We start from the raw sequence: 15,242 nt of genomic DNA on the forward strand, positions 1-15,242 counted from the left end.
AAATGCCATTTACATATTTTATTTAACTTAATTATTTTTTTGCAACAACTATGCCATATAATATAAAAAATCTTATTTTAAAATGAGACAAGTTAATGCCTAGATACTCTGTTGAACTACGTAAAGCTGCAATTCAAGCCTACAAGATAACCGACTACAAAGTAGCGGTATGCAAACAATTCAACATTTCCCGTGTCACCCTTGATGCTTGGATCAAACTTGAAGAAGAAACTGGAGATCTTGTACCCAAGCCGAGTGAAAAGCGTGGCGCACCAAGTCATATTAAGGATTGGGATAGCTTTCAAGTGTTTGTTAAGAAAACGAAATTTCAGAATATTAGTGGCCTAGTTCCGCTTTTTGAACAAGAGTTTGGCTATGCAGTTTCATATGCGGTTTTGGTTCGCGCGATTCATGTTTTGGGCTTACGTCGACGTCGTGGTCGGTTTTATTCTTAATCATTTTTTAAATAAATTAAACTTACTTATTAATTAAATAAATGTACATATATGTAAAGTTAATTTATTAAAAATGTAAATTAAAATTATTAAAAATTTAAATCTTAAAATAAAAAAAGTAACTCTTAATTATTAAAAACGTAAATTTATTAATAGAAATATGTAAGGTTTAATTATTAAAAATGTAAATTATTTACTAAAAATTTTAAACTTTAAAACCATCATGTAAAATTTACGCCCCAAAAAATCCCAGCTTGGGGCATAATACTGCCAAGCAGTGGTGCACTGGGTCTCAGGATCGGGCAAAAAAAAGAGTGGCAAAAGCCACTCTTTTCATTTGAGATTTCATCTCACTTCAAACCAAATCTAAAGCTCTCGACTTATCATTTGCTAGAAGTTTTTTTAAATAGGTTGATTATCATTTAAAGTGATAATGCCGCGAATAGCACGATAGACAATCCAAATCCATGACAGTGCAATCACGCTAATACAAAAGATGGTACTGCCCAAAGCAACACCAGCAAACAAATCTGGGTTATTTCCAGTAAAGAATAAGAAAAAGAACGGCACAAATGCAATCACGTTCCAGAACAAATACCACCAGAAACTTCGGATTTGCCAGATAAAATGGCTTTCGAAGATTGAGCCACGAACATCATTGAGTTTGACATAATTAATAATCAAGGCGATGAGTGCCAATAAGCCACCTGTAAAAATCGCAATGATGTAAAGGACGTATAACACCAGCGTTAAGCTACGATTAGGATCCTGATCAATGGGTTTATTCATTTTTCTCCCCGTATTGTTAAAACTCCCTCTCTAGATTGGCAAGCTATTTAGAGGAGAGATCAGCCATAAAATAAGTAATAGATTTAAGGCTATAGTACAGAAATACACCTTCCTGAAAGGTTGTTTTTGTGTTTTATGTCGCAGCTTTTGCTGGGCTAACCATGCCGCTGGCCACCCACCCAAGAAGGCCAAAACATGCAGTGTTTGTTCAGGCACACGACGCCCACCCAATTGTGCGGCTTCTTTATCTTGTGCATAGAACCAATAACTTGCTGCATTCATCAAGCAAATCAATAACAACACTAAACCACTCAGCAGTCCCGCAATCACTAAAACGGCCAAAGCCACAAAGTAAGCCATACCTGCCAATTGCATGACGGAATGCTTTTGTGGCGGAGTCGGCTTGGCTTTGGGCTTCTGACCTGTTTGTGAGGCTTTTAAATACGTGACCTGTTGTGCGCGAAAGCGCCCCTGACCATCCAACAAGACCATATATTCCAAGGCACAGCCAACAATTGGACGCGGACCAGGTCGCGCGAAGTCCTTAATATGTAAGAACACCCGCTCTTTATTGGTCTCATTGGGTTGAATAAAGCCGTAGCCTTTATCATCAAACCATTCTACCAAGCGTCCCTGATCTCGCATGTGATCTTCCTTGTTTAACCATTTACAAATTTTAAGCGTTCAATCAGCATATTACGCATTTCTAAAGGGTTTTTCTGCAAAATGTCATCGCCTGTACGCCCTTCAGCCGCATTTTTCTGTGCCACTTGCAAACGCATCATCCAGAAACGACCTGCTGCCATCGCCAAATACAACTCTAAACAGGCTTTTTCATCTTCAGTGAGAGGACGAACGGTTTGATAGGCGGTAAGGAAGGCCAAGGCTTTTTCTTCATCTAAATGCACCTCTGGATATTCAGTACAGAAATCATTCAGGGTAATTGCGATGTCAAACAACAACTCATCTTTGTTCAATTCATAAAAATCGAGAATACCTTTGAGTTGCTCCCCTTCAAATAAGGTGTTGTCACGGAACAGATCCGAATGAATAAAACCTTTTGGTCGATCTGGATAAATCGCGGTCATGGCATCATACAAACCGAGCAATTCATTCAACAACACTGTATCTGCCGCGTTTAGCGTGGGTTTAATTTCGCGTGACACCTGACGCCAGTATTGATGGTTACGGTACTGGGCACGTTCAAGTGGAAAATCCTGCAAGGCCACATGCATTTTGGCTTGTGCTACAGCAATCGCTTCCACCTGTGCCACAGAAGCTGGCATCGGATGTTTACCCATTAAACGCGGTGCAATTTGGGCAGGCTTTTGTTTAATAAAGTGAATGGCTTGTCCTGAATGTTTTAACGGTACAGGCACAGCTAGACCTTGCTGTCCTAAATGTTCCAATACAGGCACAATTTCACCCGCACCATGTTCATCCATCTCTTCAAATACGGTTAATACATATTGGCTTTGGTCTTCACAGACCAGAAAATAGTTTGTATTTTGAATACCTCCTTGAATGGGAATCAGGTCAATCACCTCTAATCCATAAGGTGCTGCGAAGTCCTGAACTTCCTTTAAAGTCAAAGTGGTATAAACCGACATAGAAAACCTGCGAAAAATCTTACATAAGTTTGATAGAATACCTTTTCAATCTACCAAGGTGTAGCGCTTGTGTAGGTGAGTTTCATAATCGGCTGTAATTATTGGAAAAAATTATGCTAGCTAAACGTATTATTCCTTGTCTCGACGTCGACAACGGTCGTGTGGTGAAAGGTGTACAGTTCCTTGATATTCGTGATGCAGGTGACCCTGTTGAAGTTGCCCGTCGCTATAACGAACAAGGTGCCGATGAAATTACCTTCCTTGATATTACTGCTACACATCATGGACGCGACACCACTTACCGTACAGTAGAACGTATGGCAGAAAGCGTGTTTGTTCCGCTTACAGTCGGTGGTGGTGTCCGTAAAGTCGAAGATATTCGCTTATTATTAAATGCGGGCGCAGATAAAGTGAGCATTAACTCCGCAGCCATTTATAACCCTGAGTTTGTCCAAGAAGCATCTCAACGCTTTGGGGCACAATGTATTGTAGTTGCCATTGATGCGAAAAAAACCGCAGAAAACAAATGGGAAATTTTCACCCACGGCGGTCGTAAAGAAACAGGCATTGATGCGATTGAATGGGCAGTGAAAATGGCCAACTTCGGTGCGGGTGAGCTTTTAATCACTTCGATGGATGCCGATGGAACCAAAGCAGGTTATGACCTTGGGCTGATGCGTGCCATTAATGACCGCGTCACTATTCCAACCATTGCTTCTGGTGGTGTAGGAACATTGCAACATTTGGCGGACGGTATTTTAAAAGGCGGTGCTGATGCCGTACTGGCAGCATCCATTTTCCACTTTGGGCAACATACCATTCCTGAAGCGAAGCAATATTTGGCAGCACAAGGCATTGAAATGCGTCTTTAAGCAGGTATTTAATGATCTAAAAGAGCGCCTAGAGCGCTCTTTTTTATATACCGATCCTGCAATAAAAACGCTTATTAATGGCTCCTAACGAATCAAGCAACCAATAAAACGATTTTAAATATCATCAAGCAGGATTATTGCTGCCAGAATCATTGAGCCATTGCGACAGCGTCTTGCTGCTGCACAGCTTCATTTGCCTCAGTTTTTAACGCTAACCCAGTCACCATATTGTTTTTCTCTACCCATTTGGCAGGGAAATAACGTAGCGCCACTTGATTCAATCGCTTGGCGAGCACTTGTGGCAAGGCAATACCCAATGGATTCTGCTCTTGCAAATTCGCAGCCGAAATCACCCGTGTTCCCAATAAATAATCAAACCATGGCTTGGTCACACACCAGTTGGCATCCTGATTGGCATTCATATGATGATCATAATGCCACGGTATTTTCTTCATGGCCCATTCAGGTTCTAAATGTGCTCGACGATGGATGTAAAAATAATTACAGGCACTATATACCGCTGCGGCGGCCATCCCTTTTGAGATGGGATAAAACAAGGCACTACTCACCCCTGCGGCGACCAGTAATGACATCACTTCATTTTTGGTGCGCCAATGTGGCAAACCTTCCACATAGCTATCATCATAAAATTGCTGTTTGCGCACCTCTCGATGATGCTCCCAATGTGATTTCATGCTTAAAGGCACTGGGCTATAACGAGGTTGACCTGCACGATGAGTACCATGTAACAGATATTTATGCGCCACCCATTCAAAACCATTTGCAACGACCAATCCTGCTAAAAATCCTTTCCACATAATTTATTTCTCCATTCATAACTTGAATATAGAAAACTGAATGTGATAAATATTGACCATCTACACCCTTAATATTGACAAATCACGACAACAAAAACACATGATGCTTACTCTGAATGATTATACAGGCTCCGTCTATGGTGGACTGGGACACCTGCTGTATGCCTATAGTCAAGCTCAAGGTCTTGTCATTCAGCCGCAATTGCTGAAAGTGCAAAACCTCGAACGCTTTGATTATCGTATTTGGCATGAATTATTGAATGAATTACAGCAACAAGTGCCTCATCCTGCTCTCGGTTTAGAAATTTCAACCTATGTACAAACGAAACATTTGGGCATTCTGGCTTATCTCGCCCTCGCCTGTGACACTTTAGGCGAAGCCCTCAGCCGTTATCATGATTTTCATCGTCTGATTTATGATGGTAGTCCACTGCAAATTGATCTATCTACCGATTACCTTGCCATTCGCTGGGGCGAATTACCACAGCATCTGACCACGCAACTCACCGACGAAATTGCGATTGCCTTGATGGTACAGTTTTTAAATCAGAATATGACGACACATCCTATTCAACTGCATGAAGTGCATTTCCGTCATGCTGCTCCGAAAAATAGTCGACTATATGAACAGTTTTTCCATTGTAAAGTGCGCTTTTCTCAACCTGTTACGCAGGTCTTGCTCCCCGTTGCCGAATTAAATACACCCTTGCAACAAGGCGACCACACCTTACAGCAGTTATTAATGCAGCAAGCACAGGCACTATTAAAGCAATTGCCACATTCAACCCAGTTAGATCAACGTCTCCAACAAGCCATCCTCACGGGTCTACAGAAAAACCAATACCAAATTGAGCTGATTGCTCAACAGCTCAATATTTCAGTTCGACAACTGCAACGTTATTTACAGGCTCAAGGCAGTAATTATCAACAACGTACTCAACAAGTCCGCCAAATGCTCGCAGAGCAATACTTACAAGACCCTCATCTCAGCTTACAAGAGATTGCCCTACTTTTGAGTTATTCCGAGCAAAGTGCTTTTCAACGTGCGTTTAAACTCTGGACTGGAAAAACGCCTCAACAATTCCGTAAACAATATCTACAATCCATATAAGAATTGACAAAAATAAGTATGCTTTTTAATCATTTTTACATTGAGTCATCTTATATTTTTCGTTAAAGATAGACTGTCGTGCTTTAGAACAAAAAATCATCATAACGAATAATACTGGAGATGAAGATGAATAAATATCTCGCCGAACTGCTCGGCACATTTTGGTTGGTCTTTGGTGGCTGTGGTAGTGCCATCTTTGCCGCAGCGTTTCCTGAACTTGGTATCGGTTTTGCGGGGGTTGCCCTCGCCTTTGGTTTAACCGTCTTAACTGGTGCTTATGCCTTTGGGCATATCTCTGGCGGACATTTCAATCCCGCCGTCAGTATTGGTTTATGGGTGGGTCAACGTTTCGATGGCAAAGACCTGTTGCCCTATCTTGCCGCTCAAGTGATTGGCGCGATTTTGGCGGCTTTTGTGCTGTTCCTGATTGCACAAGGACAAGCTGGTTTTATGGGGACAGGTGCTTTCGCCAGCAATGGTTATGCCGAACTTTCCCCTGGAAAATATGGCTTACTTTCAGCACTGATTATTGAAGTGGTACTGACGGCATTTTTCCTGATCGTGATTATGGGGGCTACTGATAAACGTGCACCAGCAGGTTTCGCACCCATTGCCATCGGTCTCGCGCTAACGCTCATCCACTTAATCAGTATCCCTGTCACCAATACCTCGGTGAATCCGGCCCGCAGCACAGGCGTCGCCCTGTTCGCAGAAACGGAAGCATTGCGACAATTGTGGTTATTCTGGCTTGCTCCAATTGCAGGCGCGGTCATCGGCAGTTTAATTTATAAATTTGTTGCACAAAGTAAAACGACTTCTTAAAAAAAAGCCAGTCGATCTAACGCTCGACTGGCTTCCCTCAGGTTTGAGTATTTATAAGAATGGGTTTTCAATGTCCTGAGTCGCAGCATGAATGATTTGTTCTGGTAAGTCTGGTTCTGCTTCCAGTGTTGCCACAATCGCATTTAAATAGGCCTGCAAGGCTTTTGCTGCGGCTAACCCTGCCTGATCTTTGCCTATTTGCAAATTGCCATAAATATTGACCCGATCTAATTGATTTTCTAAGGTTAAATCATGAATTGCATGTGATTCTGTGTCATTTTCAAAAGGTTTAAACATAATCACCTCGGAGCCAATACTTCAAATGGATGGGTATTTTTCTACTTCACCAATTGCAACATATACTGCAATAACGCTTCAATCAACTGTTTCACAATCGCATCTTGCGTGTCTGCATCCAGACTAGGGGTCGAACTTGAGGTGGATTTACTGCTGCCAGAACTAAAGCTTTTTTGGGCTGCACTAATCTTTTCCGCAGAAATATCTTCTGCACACTGGCTTTCTGCATCCCAATGCGAATAGGCAATCTCTTGTTTGGCTTTCACCGCAGTCGCGGTCAGCGGCAACTGATAGGTATTACGCTTTTGCTCTTCAGTCAATTGTGGGAATAAATTGACCCCAATTTGTTCTTCCAAATAACATACACTGACAATTTTCACTTCTTGCGAATTATTGTTTGGTGCGTAATACACCCCAATGGCTCCCGTTTTTGGAATATAAACTGCCTTATACACGGCAGTTGGTACCATAACACCTTGTCCAATCACTTTTAATTTTTTGCTGGTAAACGTTGGGCCCGATACCACATACACAGCAGTCTGATGTTTGGTCACAATGGCACGTGTCGCTTCTTCCAGTTTACGCCACACTTCCTGATTGTTTTTAGGTGCTTGCGGCACCATATTCGCCAAAGAGAAACTGTCAAACTGCGAAGTTTTATTCGGCATGTCGGCATTCGGTGCCATATGACCTCGGTCATAGCCAGAACCACGATAATCTGACAAAGTCGCACGATATTGCGCTGGAATCCGCTCCTCTTCATGGAAGCTGTCTTCACGTGGAATTTTTTGACTTAACCGCTGTGGTGTTAAGGCTTCTGCCACCCAGAGTGGCGTTTTGGACACTCCAGAATACATTACATTAAAGCCGTTAAAACACAAAGCATAGCTCTGTTTTTGTAAGCTTTCTTTGTTTAAATAAGGAGGAACATCTCGATAAAACTGATCGAGACAGGCCGAGTTTGATGCACTCGGTAAAGACAAAAACTGGCTAATTCGCTCTTGTCCAAAGGCAATGGCAAAACTCCCTACGGCAACCACTCCCAACACCACTTTTGAACTGTGCTGATTAAAAAACCAAGGAAAGGATTGCTTTGAACTACGTTTTTTACTGGCCATTACTTTATCAAACGACTGATTTTGCAGGAGCTTAACAAAGCCCTTCTGTAGAAGTATATCTAGATGTGACTGATCGTTTAACAATTCAACAAAATCGTGACAAGCAAGTGAAGGTTGTAACAAATTGTCTGATTTCATCAGGTGTTTAAGTAGCTTATCGATGCAATTGGGTAGATTCCATTGTCAGCCCAATTTTGAATGTGCCAAGGTAATGGCACAACGAACAGTCACAATAAATCACGGAGCCATGATGTCGTCACATAATTTAATTTCAGCAACAGTTTTAGCCTCTGGATTATTACTCGGCTTCAGCAGCGTCAGTGCGTTTGCAGAACCCACAGTACAGGCAGGTGAAACGCTAGAAAGTTTGTCACAAGCCAAAGTGAGCACCAGTATTAATGGACAACCAGGATCCATTCAGGAATTGATTCAATCTGGACAAGTACGTTTGGTCAATACCGAAAATCATCCTACAGCATCCAGTATGAGCGCAGTTCCGAATAGTATCGAGGATGCATCCGCAGTTGTACCCAATGAGGCCATTCCCCCTGCACCACAATTAAGCTCTTCCGCGAGTCAGCCAATCAATAGTCCAGATACAGAAATCACAAGTCTGCCAGAATCAGAACAAAACCTTGAAGCACAGCCAATACAAGCCCATCCAGAACAGATGCCTGCCGATGCTCAATCCGAAGTCGCACAATAACTAACGCTACTGCAAAAACATTCCAATCTGCATAAAAAAACCAAGGACGATGCCTTGGTTTTTTTAGCGCTTATGTTTAAGCAAGAGCGAAATGATCAGATTTCAATTTGACTACCCAATTCCACCACACGATTCGGTGGAATTTGGTAAAAGTCGCTGACGGGACTGGTGTTTCGCTGCATCGAAATAAACAGCTTTTCACGCCACGGCGCCAAGCCATCACCCACAGTACTAATAATACGTTCACGCGAAACAAAGAAGCTGATTTGCATTAAGTTATATTCGAGTTCTATCGCTTGATAGACCGCTTCCAATGCCATTGGAATATTCATTTCATCTTTAAAGCCGTAGAACAATTCAACGCGATAAAAATGCTGATTCATGGTTTCCACGTGGAATCGATCTTGATCGGGAACATAAGGTACATCCTGAATTTTTACCGTCAAAATGATGTTCTTTTGATGCAAGACCTTATTGTGCTTCATGTTGTGTAACATGGCATGTGGCACAACTGTTGGTGTCCCAGTGAGGAAGACCGCTTCCCCTTCGACCCAGTTTGCCTGTTCACCAATACTCTGCACAAATAAATCGAGCGGAAGCGTATCTTGTTGCAGCTTGGAAAAAGTCAGTTCACGACCATCTTTCCAAGTCATTAACAACATAAATGCAATTCCGCCAATCAATAACGGCACCCAACCACCTGACAGAACTTTTAGTGACGTGGCGCTGACCAAGACCAAATCCAGCAATAGAAATGGTGTAATCAGTAATGCGAGTTTTGGCTTACTCCATTTCCATGCGTAACGTATGAAAACGGCAATCAATAAGGTATCGCAGAGCATGGTCATGGTCACAGCCAAACCGTAAGCATGGGATAAACGCGAACTGGTTTGGAAGATTAGAATTAAAACAATAATCGCTGCGAGCAAAATCCAGTTCAGTAAAGGTACATAAATCTGCCCTTGTTCCGAATCCGACGTGTGCTTAATGCTTAAACGTGGCAAATACCCCAATTGAATGGCTTGGCGTGCCAAGGAGAACACCCCTGAAATGACCGCTTGAGAGGCAATAACTGCAGCCATAGTTGCCAAGAAAATCATTGGGTACAATGCCCATTCTGGTACCAATAAATAGAATGGGTTTTCAATGGCATTTGGGTCACGTAGTAATAATGCGCCTTGCCCTGCATAGTTGAGCAATAAACAAGGTAAAACCACAACAAACCATGCCAAACGGATGGGAACAGGACCAAAATGTCCCATATCGGCATATAAAGCTTCACCACCCGTTACGGTTAACACCACCGCGCCCATGATAAAGAATGCCATCATCGGGTTAGTAATAATAAACTGGATGGCCCAATGCGGACTGAACATCCCCAAAACCAAAGGCGTTTGAATAATGCTGGAGATGCCTAATAGTCCAAGGGCAAAAAACCATAATAAGGTTAAAGGGCCAAAAAACTTACCGACAAAAGCTGTGCCATATTTTTGCATCACAAACAAAGCGGTCACGATACTAATGGCAATGGGCACAATATAAGGATCAAGTGCATCAGTCGCGATGGACAAGCCCTCTACTGCTGACAACACAGAAATGGCAGGGGTAATAATCCCATCACCAAAAAACAGCGAGGCTCCAATAAAGCCAATGGCAATCAACAATAATTTTTTGCGATCACTAAAATTGGTATTGCGTAGATTAAGGGCAAGCAAGGCCATAATGCCACCCTCACCATTGTTGTCTGCACGCATGACGATTGCGACATATTTGATGGTAATGACCAATGTCATTGTCCAAAAGATAATCGACAAAATACCCAAGACATTCTCAGGGTTAATCACTAATCCATGTGCAGCATGGAAAGATTCTTTTAATGCGTAGAGTGGACTGGTTCCGATATCCCCAAACACAACCCCTAATGCTGCCAAGGTAATCGCAGGCAATGCGGCTTTTTTTGCAGAACTTTGCATAAGCTTGTCTTCAATTATCGACACTATTTTTGCAAATCATATCATTGAGCTAAAACTTTTGCTTGAATTCAATTGTTTCACCTTGTCGATGGCTATATTTTTCGATATTATCCTCCGCCATGGTGAAGTGTCCGAGTGGCTGAAGGAGCACGCCTGGAAAGTGTGTAAACGTTTATAGCGTTTCGAGGGTTCGAATCCCTCTTTCACCGCCAAATTGAAAAGAACTGCAATCCAAGCAGAGATGAAAGGCTTGAATCTACAAGGGTTTAAGCCTTTTTTATTGCCTACGCAATTACAGGCAATCTGTTGCAATCTTGCTATAGCTGGGGGTATAACTGGGGGTATAATATTTTACCCCTAAAATTATACCCCTCAACCATAGACGATATATTTTAGAACGACGATATATTTCTATATTAGAGCTACTTTAAAATTTGAACTTAATCATCCACTTTCCGAGTTTTTTCTACAATAATGTACTCATTTGGAATAACAATCTGTTTTTCAATATTTCCCACTTTGTAAGACACCAAAGTATTTTTACCAATGCCCTGAAATAACACTTTTACATCCTTAAATATAAAGGTTTGGTCTTGGCTAAGCGCTGAAGTCGTCGTTTTAGGTCGATCAATTAAATTGGCATACGGTGCTTTAATATACAGTGTCGTTTTTTCTATACTGACACCTGTTTTTTGCATCGTATAATTTAAAAATACTTGACCAATATCCCCAATAAAAAACATAGGGGCCAGTGGAATCAGAATAAGAAAACAGGCAATTTGTATACTGTCTTTAATATGTGTTTCTAATCTCTTTAATTTAGTTCTTGCAAATGTTTTAAGATTTTCACTCGCTTCAGGATCGTCAATAATATCTTTTAAGTTTTCGAACTTGTTGTTAAATTCTTTGATCTTAAGTCGATTAATATAAAAAGCATAAGAAAACAAGGCGATAAAGCTGGCCGTAATCACTACATAAAGACTGATTTCCCAATGCAACACCAATAAACCACGAATAAGATATAAAACATAAATGGAGATTGCTAAAGTGCTTATGCTGATCTTTGGGAAAGGCAACTTTTTTCCAATTCTTATATGAGCAGTTAAATACTGATCTACTGTATTAAAAATGAGGTACACCACAGGCATTAAAGAAACGCCAAAGATAAATAGCACCATGCTTAATCCAGCATAGACAATTGAACAAGCAACAAAGATCAATAAAAAAATGAGCGTATCACCAAAGCTGATGTCGGAAGGGATATAACCAATGGTGAGAAGATAAGCGACTAAACATAATACCCCAATTGCTATAGTCGCTTTTATGATAGTCAGTCCTACTTCATGCCACTGGGTAAAATTATTTAAAAATCTTGTTGTTAAGTCATTCATTCGTGATTTATCCAATTTCTGAGAATGGAATATTAAAATGAATAATTCAAAATTTAAGCAATTTATTCAGATCAAAAGCTATAAAAAATCCCCCAATACTTTGGAGGATTTTCTGTACGGATTGAAAGCAAACTTACACTTGCACACTCGCCTGACGCTGTTGTCGTGAAGGTGGTAAAAGCTCTTCAAACATCTGCATCAGTTTAGGGTTTTCAGTTTGCCATTTCGGCTGTTTATCCTTATCAATCAGCAAAGCCCGTACACCTTCAATCATGTCACCCTGCTCAAACCAGATATCTTGTAAATCTCGTTCTAACTGCATGCATTGCTCTAAAGATAGCCCCCGCCCAACATGCTGTAGCTTTAGACTGATTTGCTTGGCCAACAAAGAACGTTGCTGCAAATTTGCCAAGATTTTTTCAGCCCAATCCATATAGTCACTCTCTAATGTATGGGCTAGGCTGTCTTCAATGTGAGCCAATTCAGTATGTGAGAAATGCTGTCGAATCGCCTCTTCATACTGTTTTAATTCACTGGGTGCAGGTTCTTTTAAATAACGCACGATCATCTGCTCAATTAACTGTTGATTCAACTGGGGTGCCTGTGCCAACTCCGTTTGCAACTGTGCCAAGTGGTCACTTGGCACCAAATAGTCAATTAAATCTAGATGCAAGGCATCGCTACTGCTGATTTGTTCCCCAGTCACCGCCATATACACGCCGATATCATCTAAACGAGACAGGAAATGGGTTGCACCCACATCGGGGAAAAAGCCAATCGCGGTTTCTGGCATGGCAAAACGAGATTTCTCACTGCTGACAATAATCTGACAAGCTTGCGCCAAACCAAAACCACCACCCAAGACATAGCCATCTAAAAACACTATGACAGGTTTCGCATATTGGCGCAGGCTCTTCAGCATATGATATTCATCTGCAAAATAGCGCTGATAATTGGTGGTTCCATTTTGATAACTGTCATAGAGGAAACGAATATCGCCACCTGCACAAAAAGCTTTCGGGCTATTGGAGTTAATCAAAACAGCTTGAACTTGATCATCCTCACGCCACTGTTCTAACTGCTGACTAATGCCATGAATCATGCTTAAGGACAGTGCATTCAGATGACTCGCGCGATCTAGCGTAATCACGCCTAAATGCCCTTGGACACTAATCTGTAAATTATTTTCCATGCGCAGACTCCTTCTTTATTGATTTTTAAATTGGGCTGGTCGCTTTTCCACAAAGGCTTTCATGCCTTCTTTCTGGTCTACAGTTGCAAAAATGGAATGGAAAGTACGACGTTCAAAGCGTAATCCTTCACTCAAACTCACCTCAAAGGCGCGATTAATGCTTTCTTTAATCATCATGGTGGCAGTGAGGGATCGCTGTGCAATTTTTTCCGCAGCCTCTAAGGTATAGGCCAATAATTCCTCTTTCGGTAGGACGCGCGCCACTAAACCACTTTGTTCTGCCTCAACCGCGCCCATTTGCCGTGCGGTTAAACACATTTCCATGGCTTTGGCTTTACCCAAGGCCAAGGTTAAACGCTGCGTTCCGCCAATACCCGGAATCACACCCAAAGTTACTTCAGGCAAACCAAACTTGGCATTATCCGCACAATAGATAAAATCGCACATCAAGGCCAACTCACAGCCACCACCCAGTGCATAACCACTTACCGCAGCGATCAAGGGTTTACGACGCTGCGCAATCCGATCTGCCAAATGGAAAAAGTCATCAAAATAGATATTCGGGAAATTCAGCTCGGCCATTTCTTTAATATCAGCCCCTGCAGCAAAAGCTTTTTCAGAACCTGCCAATACCATACAGCCAATTTCAGCATCGCGTTCAAACTGGTCTAAGGCTTGGTTAATTTCGGCAATTAGTTGACTGTTTAATGCATTTAGTGCTTGAGGACGGTTCAGGGTAATGACCCCGACACCCTTGCGCTTTTCAACTAAAATCGTGTCCCACTGTAAGTCTTCAATGAATGTTTTTTCCCACTGCATGTTGCGATCCTTCTTCTATAGACCCATGCACATATCTCTTTCACATCTCGTGATCACTCACATGTGCAAGGGTCAGTTTTTTCAATATTGGGTTTATAAACTACGGGCAATCACCAAGCGTTGAATATCACTGGTACCCTCGTAAATCTGACAAATCCGAGCATCACGATAAATGCGCTCAATCGGAAAATCTTTCAGATAGCCATAACCGCCAAAGATTTGTAAGGCATTTGAACAGACCCGCTCGGTCATTTCAGAGGCAAACAGCTTCGCCATCGAAGCTTCGGTTAAACACGGCTGACCCGCTTCTTTTAAACGCGCCGCCTGATGTACCAACTGACGTGCTGCGGCAATTTCTGTCGCCATACTGGCCAGTCGGAATGAAACTGCTTGCTGCTCAAAAATTGGCTTCCCAAAAGCTACACGCTCTTTGGCATAACGGGTGGCTTCCTCCAAAGCGGCTCGCGCCAATCCGACGGCTTGAGCAGCAATGCCAATGCGTCCGCCCTCCAAATTAGACAAGGCAATTTTTAAGCCTTCGCCTTCTTTGCCCAACAACATACTTTTGTGTACACGCACATCGGTCAAAGCAATTTGGCAAGTGTCAGAGGCATGTAAACCCAATTTTTCTTCGACCCGAATCACTTCATAACCCGGCGTATTACGCGGGACTAAAAAGGCACTCATGCCTTTCTTTCCTGCGCTCGGATCGGTCACGGCAAACACGATAATCACGCCTGCATTGTGTCCTGAAGTAATAAATTGCTTGGCACCATTGATAATGTAATGGTCACCATCTTTCACGGCGCGGGTTTTAATGGCTGCAGCATCAGAACCGGTATGTGGTTCAGTCAGTGCAAAAGCCCCGATCATTTCCCCTTTGGCTAAAGGCACCAGAAATTGCTGCTTTTGTTCTTCGGTACCAAATTTCAAAATCGGCACGCAACCCACCGAATTATGCACACTCATGATGGCCGATGTTGCGCCATCCGCAGCGGCAATTTCTTCCAGCGCCAGTACATAAGCCAAGTTGCCTGTTGCCGAACCACCCCATTCTTCAGGCACCAACATCCCCATAAAACCCAATTGCCCCATTTGCTGTAAGGCTTGCGCAGGGAAAGTCCCCTGTCGATCCCACTCACTGGCATGCGGTTTAATTTGTTCTTGGGCAAAACTTTTTGCCATGTCCTGAATCAAGAGTTGTTCTTCAAAAAACATGCCTTGTCGATCCCACTCACTGGCCGTCGGTTTTATCTGGTCGTGATCAAA

At 42.3% G+C, this 15,242-nt stretch carries 16 protein-coding genes and 1 tRNA gene; 6 read left to right on the forward strand and 11 right to left on the reverse strand.

Annotated elements, in window-relative coordinates; translation table 11 throughout:
- Positions 1-95: 95 nt before the first annotated feature.
- Positions 96-455: a helix-turn-helix domain-containing protein gene (locus DCO44_RS02565; RefSeq protein WP_116759055.1), complete on the forward strand. Its 360-nt coding sequence runs from the start codon at positions 96-98 to the stop codon at positions 453-455.
- A 402-nt stretch (positions 456-857) separates the two neighbouring features.
- Here DCO44_RS02565 and DCO44_RS02570 read toward each other — a convergent pair whose 3' ends face one another.
- Genes DCO44_RS02570 through DCO44_RS02580 form a run of 3 tightly spaced genes read right to left on the reverse strand, consistent with a single transcriptional unit; the run spans position 858 to position 2,854 of the window.
- Complete coding sequence (locus tag DCO44_RS02570; RefSeq protein WP_116759056.1) at positions 858-1,244, reverse strand: DUF4870 family protein; 387 nt, start codon at positions 1,242-1,244, stop codon at positions 858-860.
- 30 nt (positions 1,245-1,274) lie between these two features.
- Complete coding sequence (locus tag DCO44_RS02575; protein WP_116759057.1) at positions 1,275-1,889, reverse strand: DUF1294 domain-containing protein; 615 nt, start codon at positions 1,887-1,889, stop codon at positions 1,275-1,277.
- 14 nt (positions 1,890-1,903) lie between these two features.
- Complete coding sequence (locus DCO44_RS02580; protein WP_116759058.1) at positions 1,904-2,854, reverse strand: homoserine kinase; 951 nt, start codon at positions 2,852-2,854, stop codon at positions 1,904-1,906.
- A gap of 113 nt (positions 2,855-2,967) precedes the next feature.
- Between DCO44_RS02580 and hisF the strand changes: the two genes are divergently transcribed.
- Positions 2,968-3,726, forward strand: coding sequence for an imidazole glycerol phosphate synthase subunit HisF (hisF, locus tag DCO44_RS02585; protein ID WP_116759059.1), 759 nt, complete (start codon positions 2,968-2,970; stop codon positions 3,724-3,726).
- A 149-nt stretch (positions 3,727-3,875) separates the two neighbouring features.
- On the opposite strand, the gene DCO44_RS02590 is transcribed toward hisF, so the two are convergent.
- Entirely contained in the window at positions 3,876-4,544 is a 669-nt protein-coding gene (locus tag DCO44_RS02590; RefSeq protein WP_116759060.1) for a sterol desaturase family protein, read from the reverse strand.
- Between the two features lie 103 nt (positions 4,545-4,647).
- Between DCO44_RS02590 and DCO44_RS02595 the strand changes: the two genes are divergently transcribed.
- Both DCO44_RS02595 and aqpZ read left to right on the forward strand, forming a co-directional pair.
- Positions 4,648-5,655, forward strand: a complete 1,008-nt coding sequence (locus DCO44_RS02595) for an AraC family transcriptional regulator (RefSeq protein WP_116759153.1) — start codon at positions 4,648-4,650, stop codon at positions 5,653-5,655.
- A gap of 126 nt (positions 5,656-5,781) precedes the next feature.
- Positions 5,782-6,477 carry an aquaporin Z gene (gene aqpZ / locus DCO44_RS02600; RefSeq protein WP_116759061.1) on the forward strand — a complete coding sequence of 232 codons (696 nt, stop codon included), beginning with the start codon at positions 5,782-5,784 and terminating at the stop codon, positions 6,475-6,477.
- 51 nt (positions 6,478-6,528) lie between these two features.
- Here aqpZ and DCO44_RS02605 read toward each other — a convergent pair whose 3' ends face one another.
- A complete protein-coding gene (locus DCO44_RS02605; RefSeq protein ID WP_116759062.1) occupies positions 6,529-6,774 on the reverse strand; it encodes a hypothetical protein in 246 nt (81 codons plus the stop codon).
- Positions 6,775-6,815: 41 nt separating this feature from the next.
- Positions 6,816-7,892: a DNA/RNA non-specific endonuclease gene (locus tag DCO44_RS02610; protein ID WP_116759154.1), complete on the reverse strand. Its 1,077-nt coding sequence runs from the start codon at positions 7,890-7,892 to the stop codon at positions 6,816-6,818.
- Between the two features lie 211 nt (positions 7,893-8,103).
- On the opposite strand from DCO44_RS02610, the gene DCO44_RS02615 reads away from it, so the two are divergent.
- The gene (locus tag DCO44_RS02615) at positions 8,104-8,598 is read left to right on the forward strand and encodes a hypothetical protein (protein ID WP_165815672.1); all 495 of its coding nucleotides are present in this window, start codon (positions 8,104-8,106) and stop codon (positions 8,596-8,598) included.
- Between the two features lie 95 nt (positions 8,599-8,693).
- Here DCO44_RS02615 and DCO44_RS02620 read toward each other — a convergent pair whose 3' ends face one another.
- Positions 8,694-10,571: a potassium transporter Kup gene (locus DCO44_RS02620; RefSeq protein ID WP_116759064.1), complete on the reverse strand. Its 1,878-nt coding sequence runs from the start codon at positions 10,569-10,571 to the stop codon at positions 8,694-8,696.
- 121 nt (positions 10,572-10,692) lie between these two features.
- Between DCO44_RS02620 and DCO44_RS02625 the strand changes: the two genes are divergently transcribed.
- A tRNA-Ser gene (locus DCO44_RS02625) sits at positions 10,693-10,783 on the forward strand.
- A 228-nt stretch (positions 10,784-11,011) separates the two neighbouring features.
- Here DCO44_RS02625 and DCO44_RS02630 read toward each other — a convergent pair.
- The 4 genes from DCO44_RS02630 to DCO44_RS02645 all read right to left on the reverse strand — a co-directional run bounded on the left by DCO44_RS02630 (position 11,012) and on the right by DCO44_RS02645 (position 15,191).
- Positions 11,012-11,962, reverse strand: coding sequence for a hypothetical protein (locus tag DCO44_RS02630; protein WP_116759065.1), 951 nt, complete (start codon positions 11,960-11,962; stop codon positions 11,012-11,014).
- Between the two features lie 133 nt (positions 11,963-12,095).
- Positions 12,096-13,160, reverse strand: a complete 1,065-nt coding sequence (locus tag DCO44_RS02635) for an enoyl-CoA hydratase/isomerase family protein (RefSeq protein ID WP_228157498.1) — start codon at positions 13,158-13,160, stop codon at positions 12,096-12,098.
- A gap of 9 nt (positions 13,161-13,169) precedes the next feature.
- Entirely contained in the window at positions 13,170-13,973 is an 804-nt protein-coding gene (locus tag DCO44_RS02640; protein ID WP_116759067.1) for an enoyl-CoA hydratase, read from the reverse strand.
- A 93-nt stretch (positions 13,974-14,066) separates the two neighbouring features.
- Positions 14,067-15,191: an acyl-CoA dehydrogenase family protein gene (locus DCO44_RS02645; RefSeq protein ID WP_116759155.1), complete on the reverse strand. Its 1,125-nt coding sequence runs from the start codon at positions 15,189-15,191 to the stop codon at positions 14,067-14,069.
- Positions 15,192-15,242 lie beyond the last annotated feature (51 nt).

It is taken from the genome of Acinetobacter sp. AM (genome assembly GCF_003105055.1).
GTDB classification, from domain to species: Bacteria; Pseudomonadota; Gammaproteobacteria; order Pseudomonadales; family Moraxellaceae; genus Acinetobacter; species Acinetobacter tibetensis.

Coding starts and splice junctions, on each gene's coding strand:
- DCO44_RS02640 (WP_116759067.1), bottom strand. CDS start 13,973: ATGCAGTGGGAAAAAACATTCATTGAAGACTTACAGTGGGACACGATT.
- DCO44_RS02615 (WP_165815672.1), top strand. CDS start 8,104: ATGGCACAACGAACAGTCACAATAAATCACGGAGCCATGATGTCGTCA.
- DCO44_RS02630 (WP_116759065.1), bottom strand. CDS start 11,962: ATGAATGACTTAACAACAAGATTTTTAAATAATTTTACCCAGTGGCAT.
- DCO44_RS02590 (WP_116759060.1), bottom strand. CDS start 4,544: ATGTGGAAAGGATTTTTAGCAGGATTGGTCGTTGCAAATGGTTTTGAA.
- aqpZ (WP_116759061.1), top strand. CDS start 5,782: ATGAATAAATATCTCGCCGAACTGCTCGGCACATTTTGGTTGGTCTTT.
- DCO44_RS02595 (WP_116759153.1), top strand. CDS start 4,648: ATGCTTACTCTGAATGATTATACAGGCTCCGTCTATGGTGGACTGGGA.
- DCO44_RS02580 (WP_116759058.1), bottom strand. CDS start 2,854: ATGTCGGTTTATACCACTTTGACTTTAAAGGAAGTTCAGGACTTCGCA.
- DCO44_RS02575 (WP_116759057.1), bottom strand. CDS start 1,889: ATGCGAGATCAGGGACGCTTGGTAGAATGGTTTGATGATAAAGGCTAC.
- DCO44_RS02605 (WP_116759062.1), bottom strand. CDS start 6,774: ATGTTTAAACCTTTTGAAAATGACACAGAATCACATGCAATTCATGAT.
- DCO44_RS02570 (WP_116759056.1), bottom strand. CDS start 1,244: ATGAATAAACCCATTGATCAGGATCCTAATCGTAGCTTAACGCTGGTG.
- DCO44_RS02620 (WP_116759064.1), bottom strand. CDS start 10,571: ATGCAAAGTTCTGCAAAAAAAGCCGCATTGCCTGCGATTACCTTGGCA.
- DCO44_RS02645 (WP_116759155.1), bottom strand. CDS start 15,191: ATGTTTTTTGAAGAACAACTCTTGATTCAGGACATGGCAAAAAGTTTT.
- DCO44_RS02610 (WP_116759154.1), bottom strand. CDS start 7,892: ATGGCCAGTAAAAAACGTAGTTCAAAGCAATCCTTTCCTTGGTTTTTT.
- DCO44_RS02565 (WP_116759055.1), top strand. CDS start 96: ATGCCTAGATACTCTGTTGAACTACGTAAAGCTGCAATTCAAGCCTAC.
- hisF (WP_116759059.1), top strand. CDS start 2,968: ATGCTAGCTAAACGTATTATTCCTTGTCTCGACGTCGACAACGGTCGT.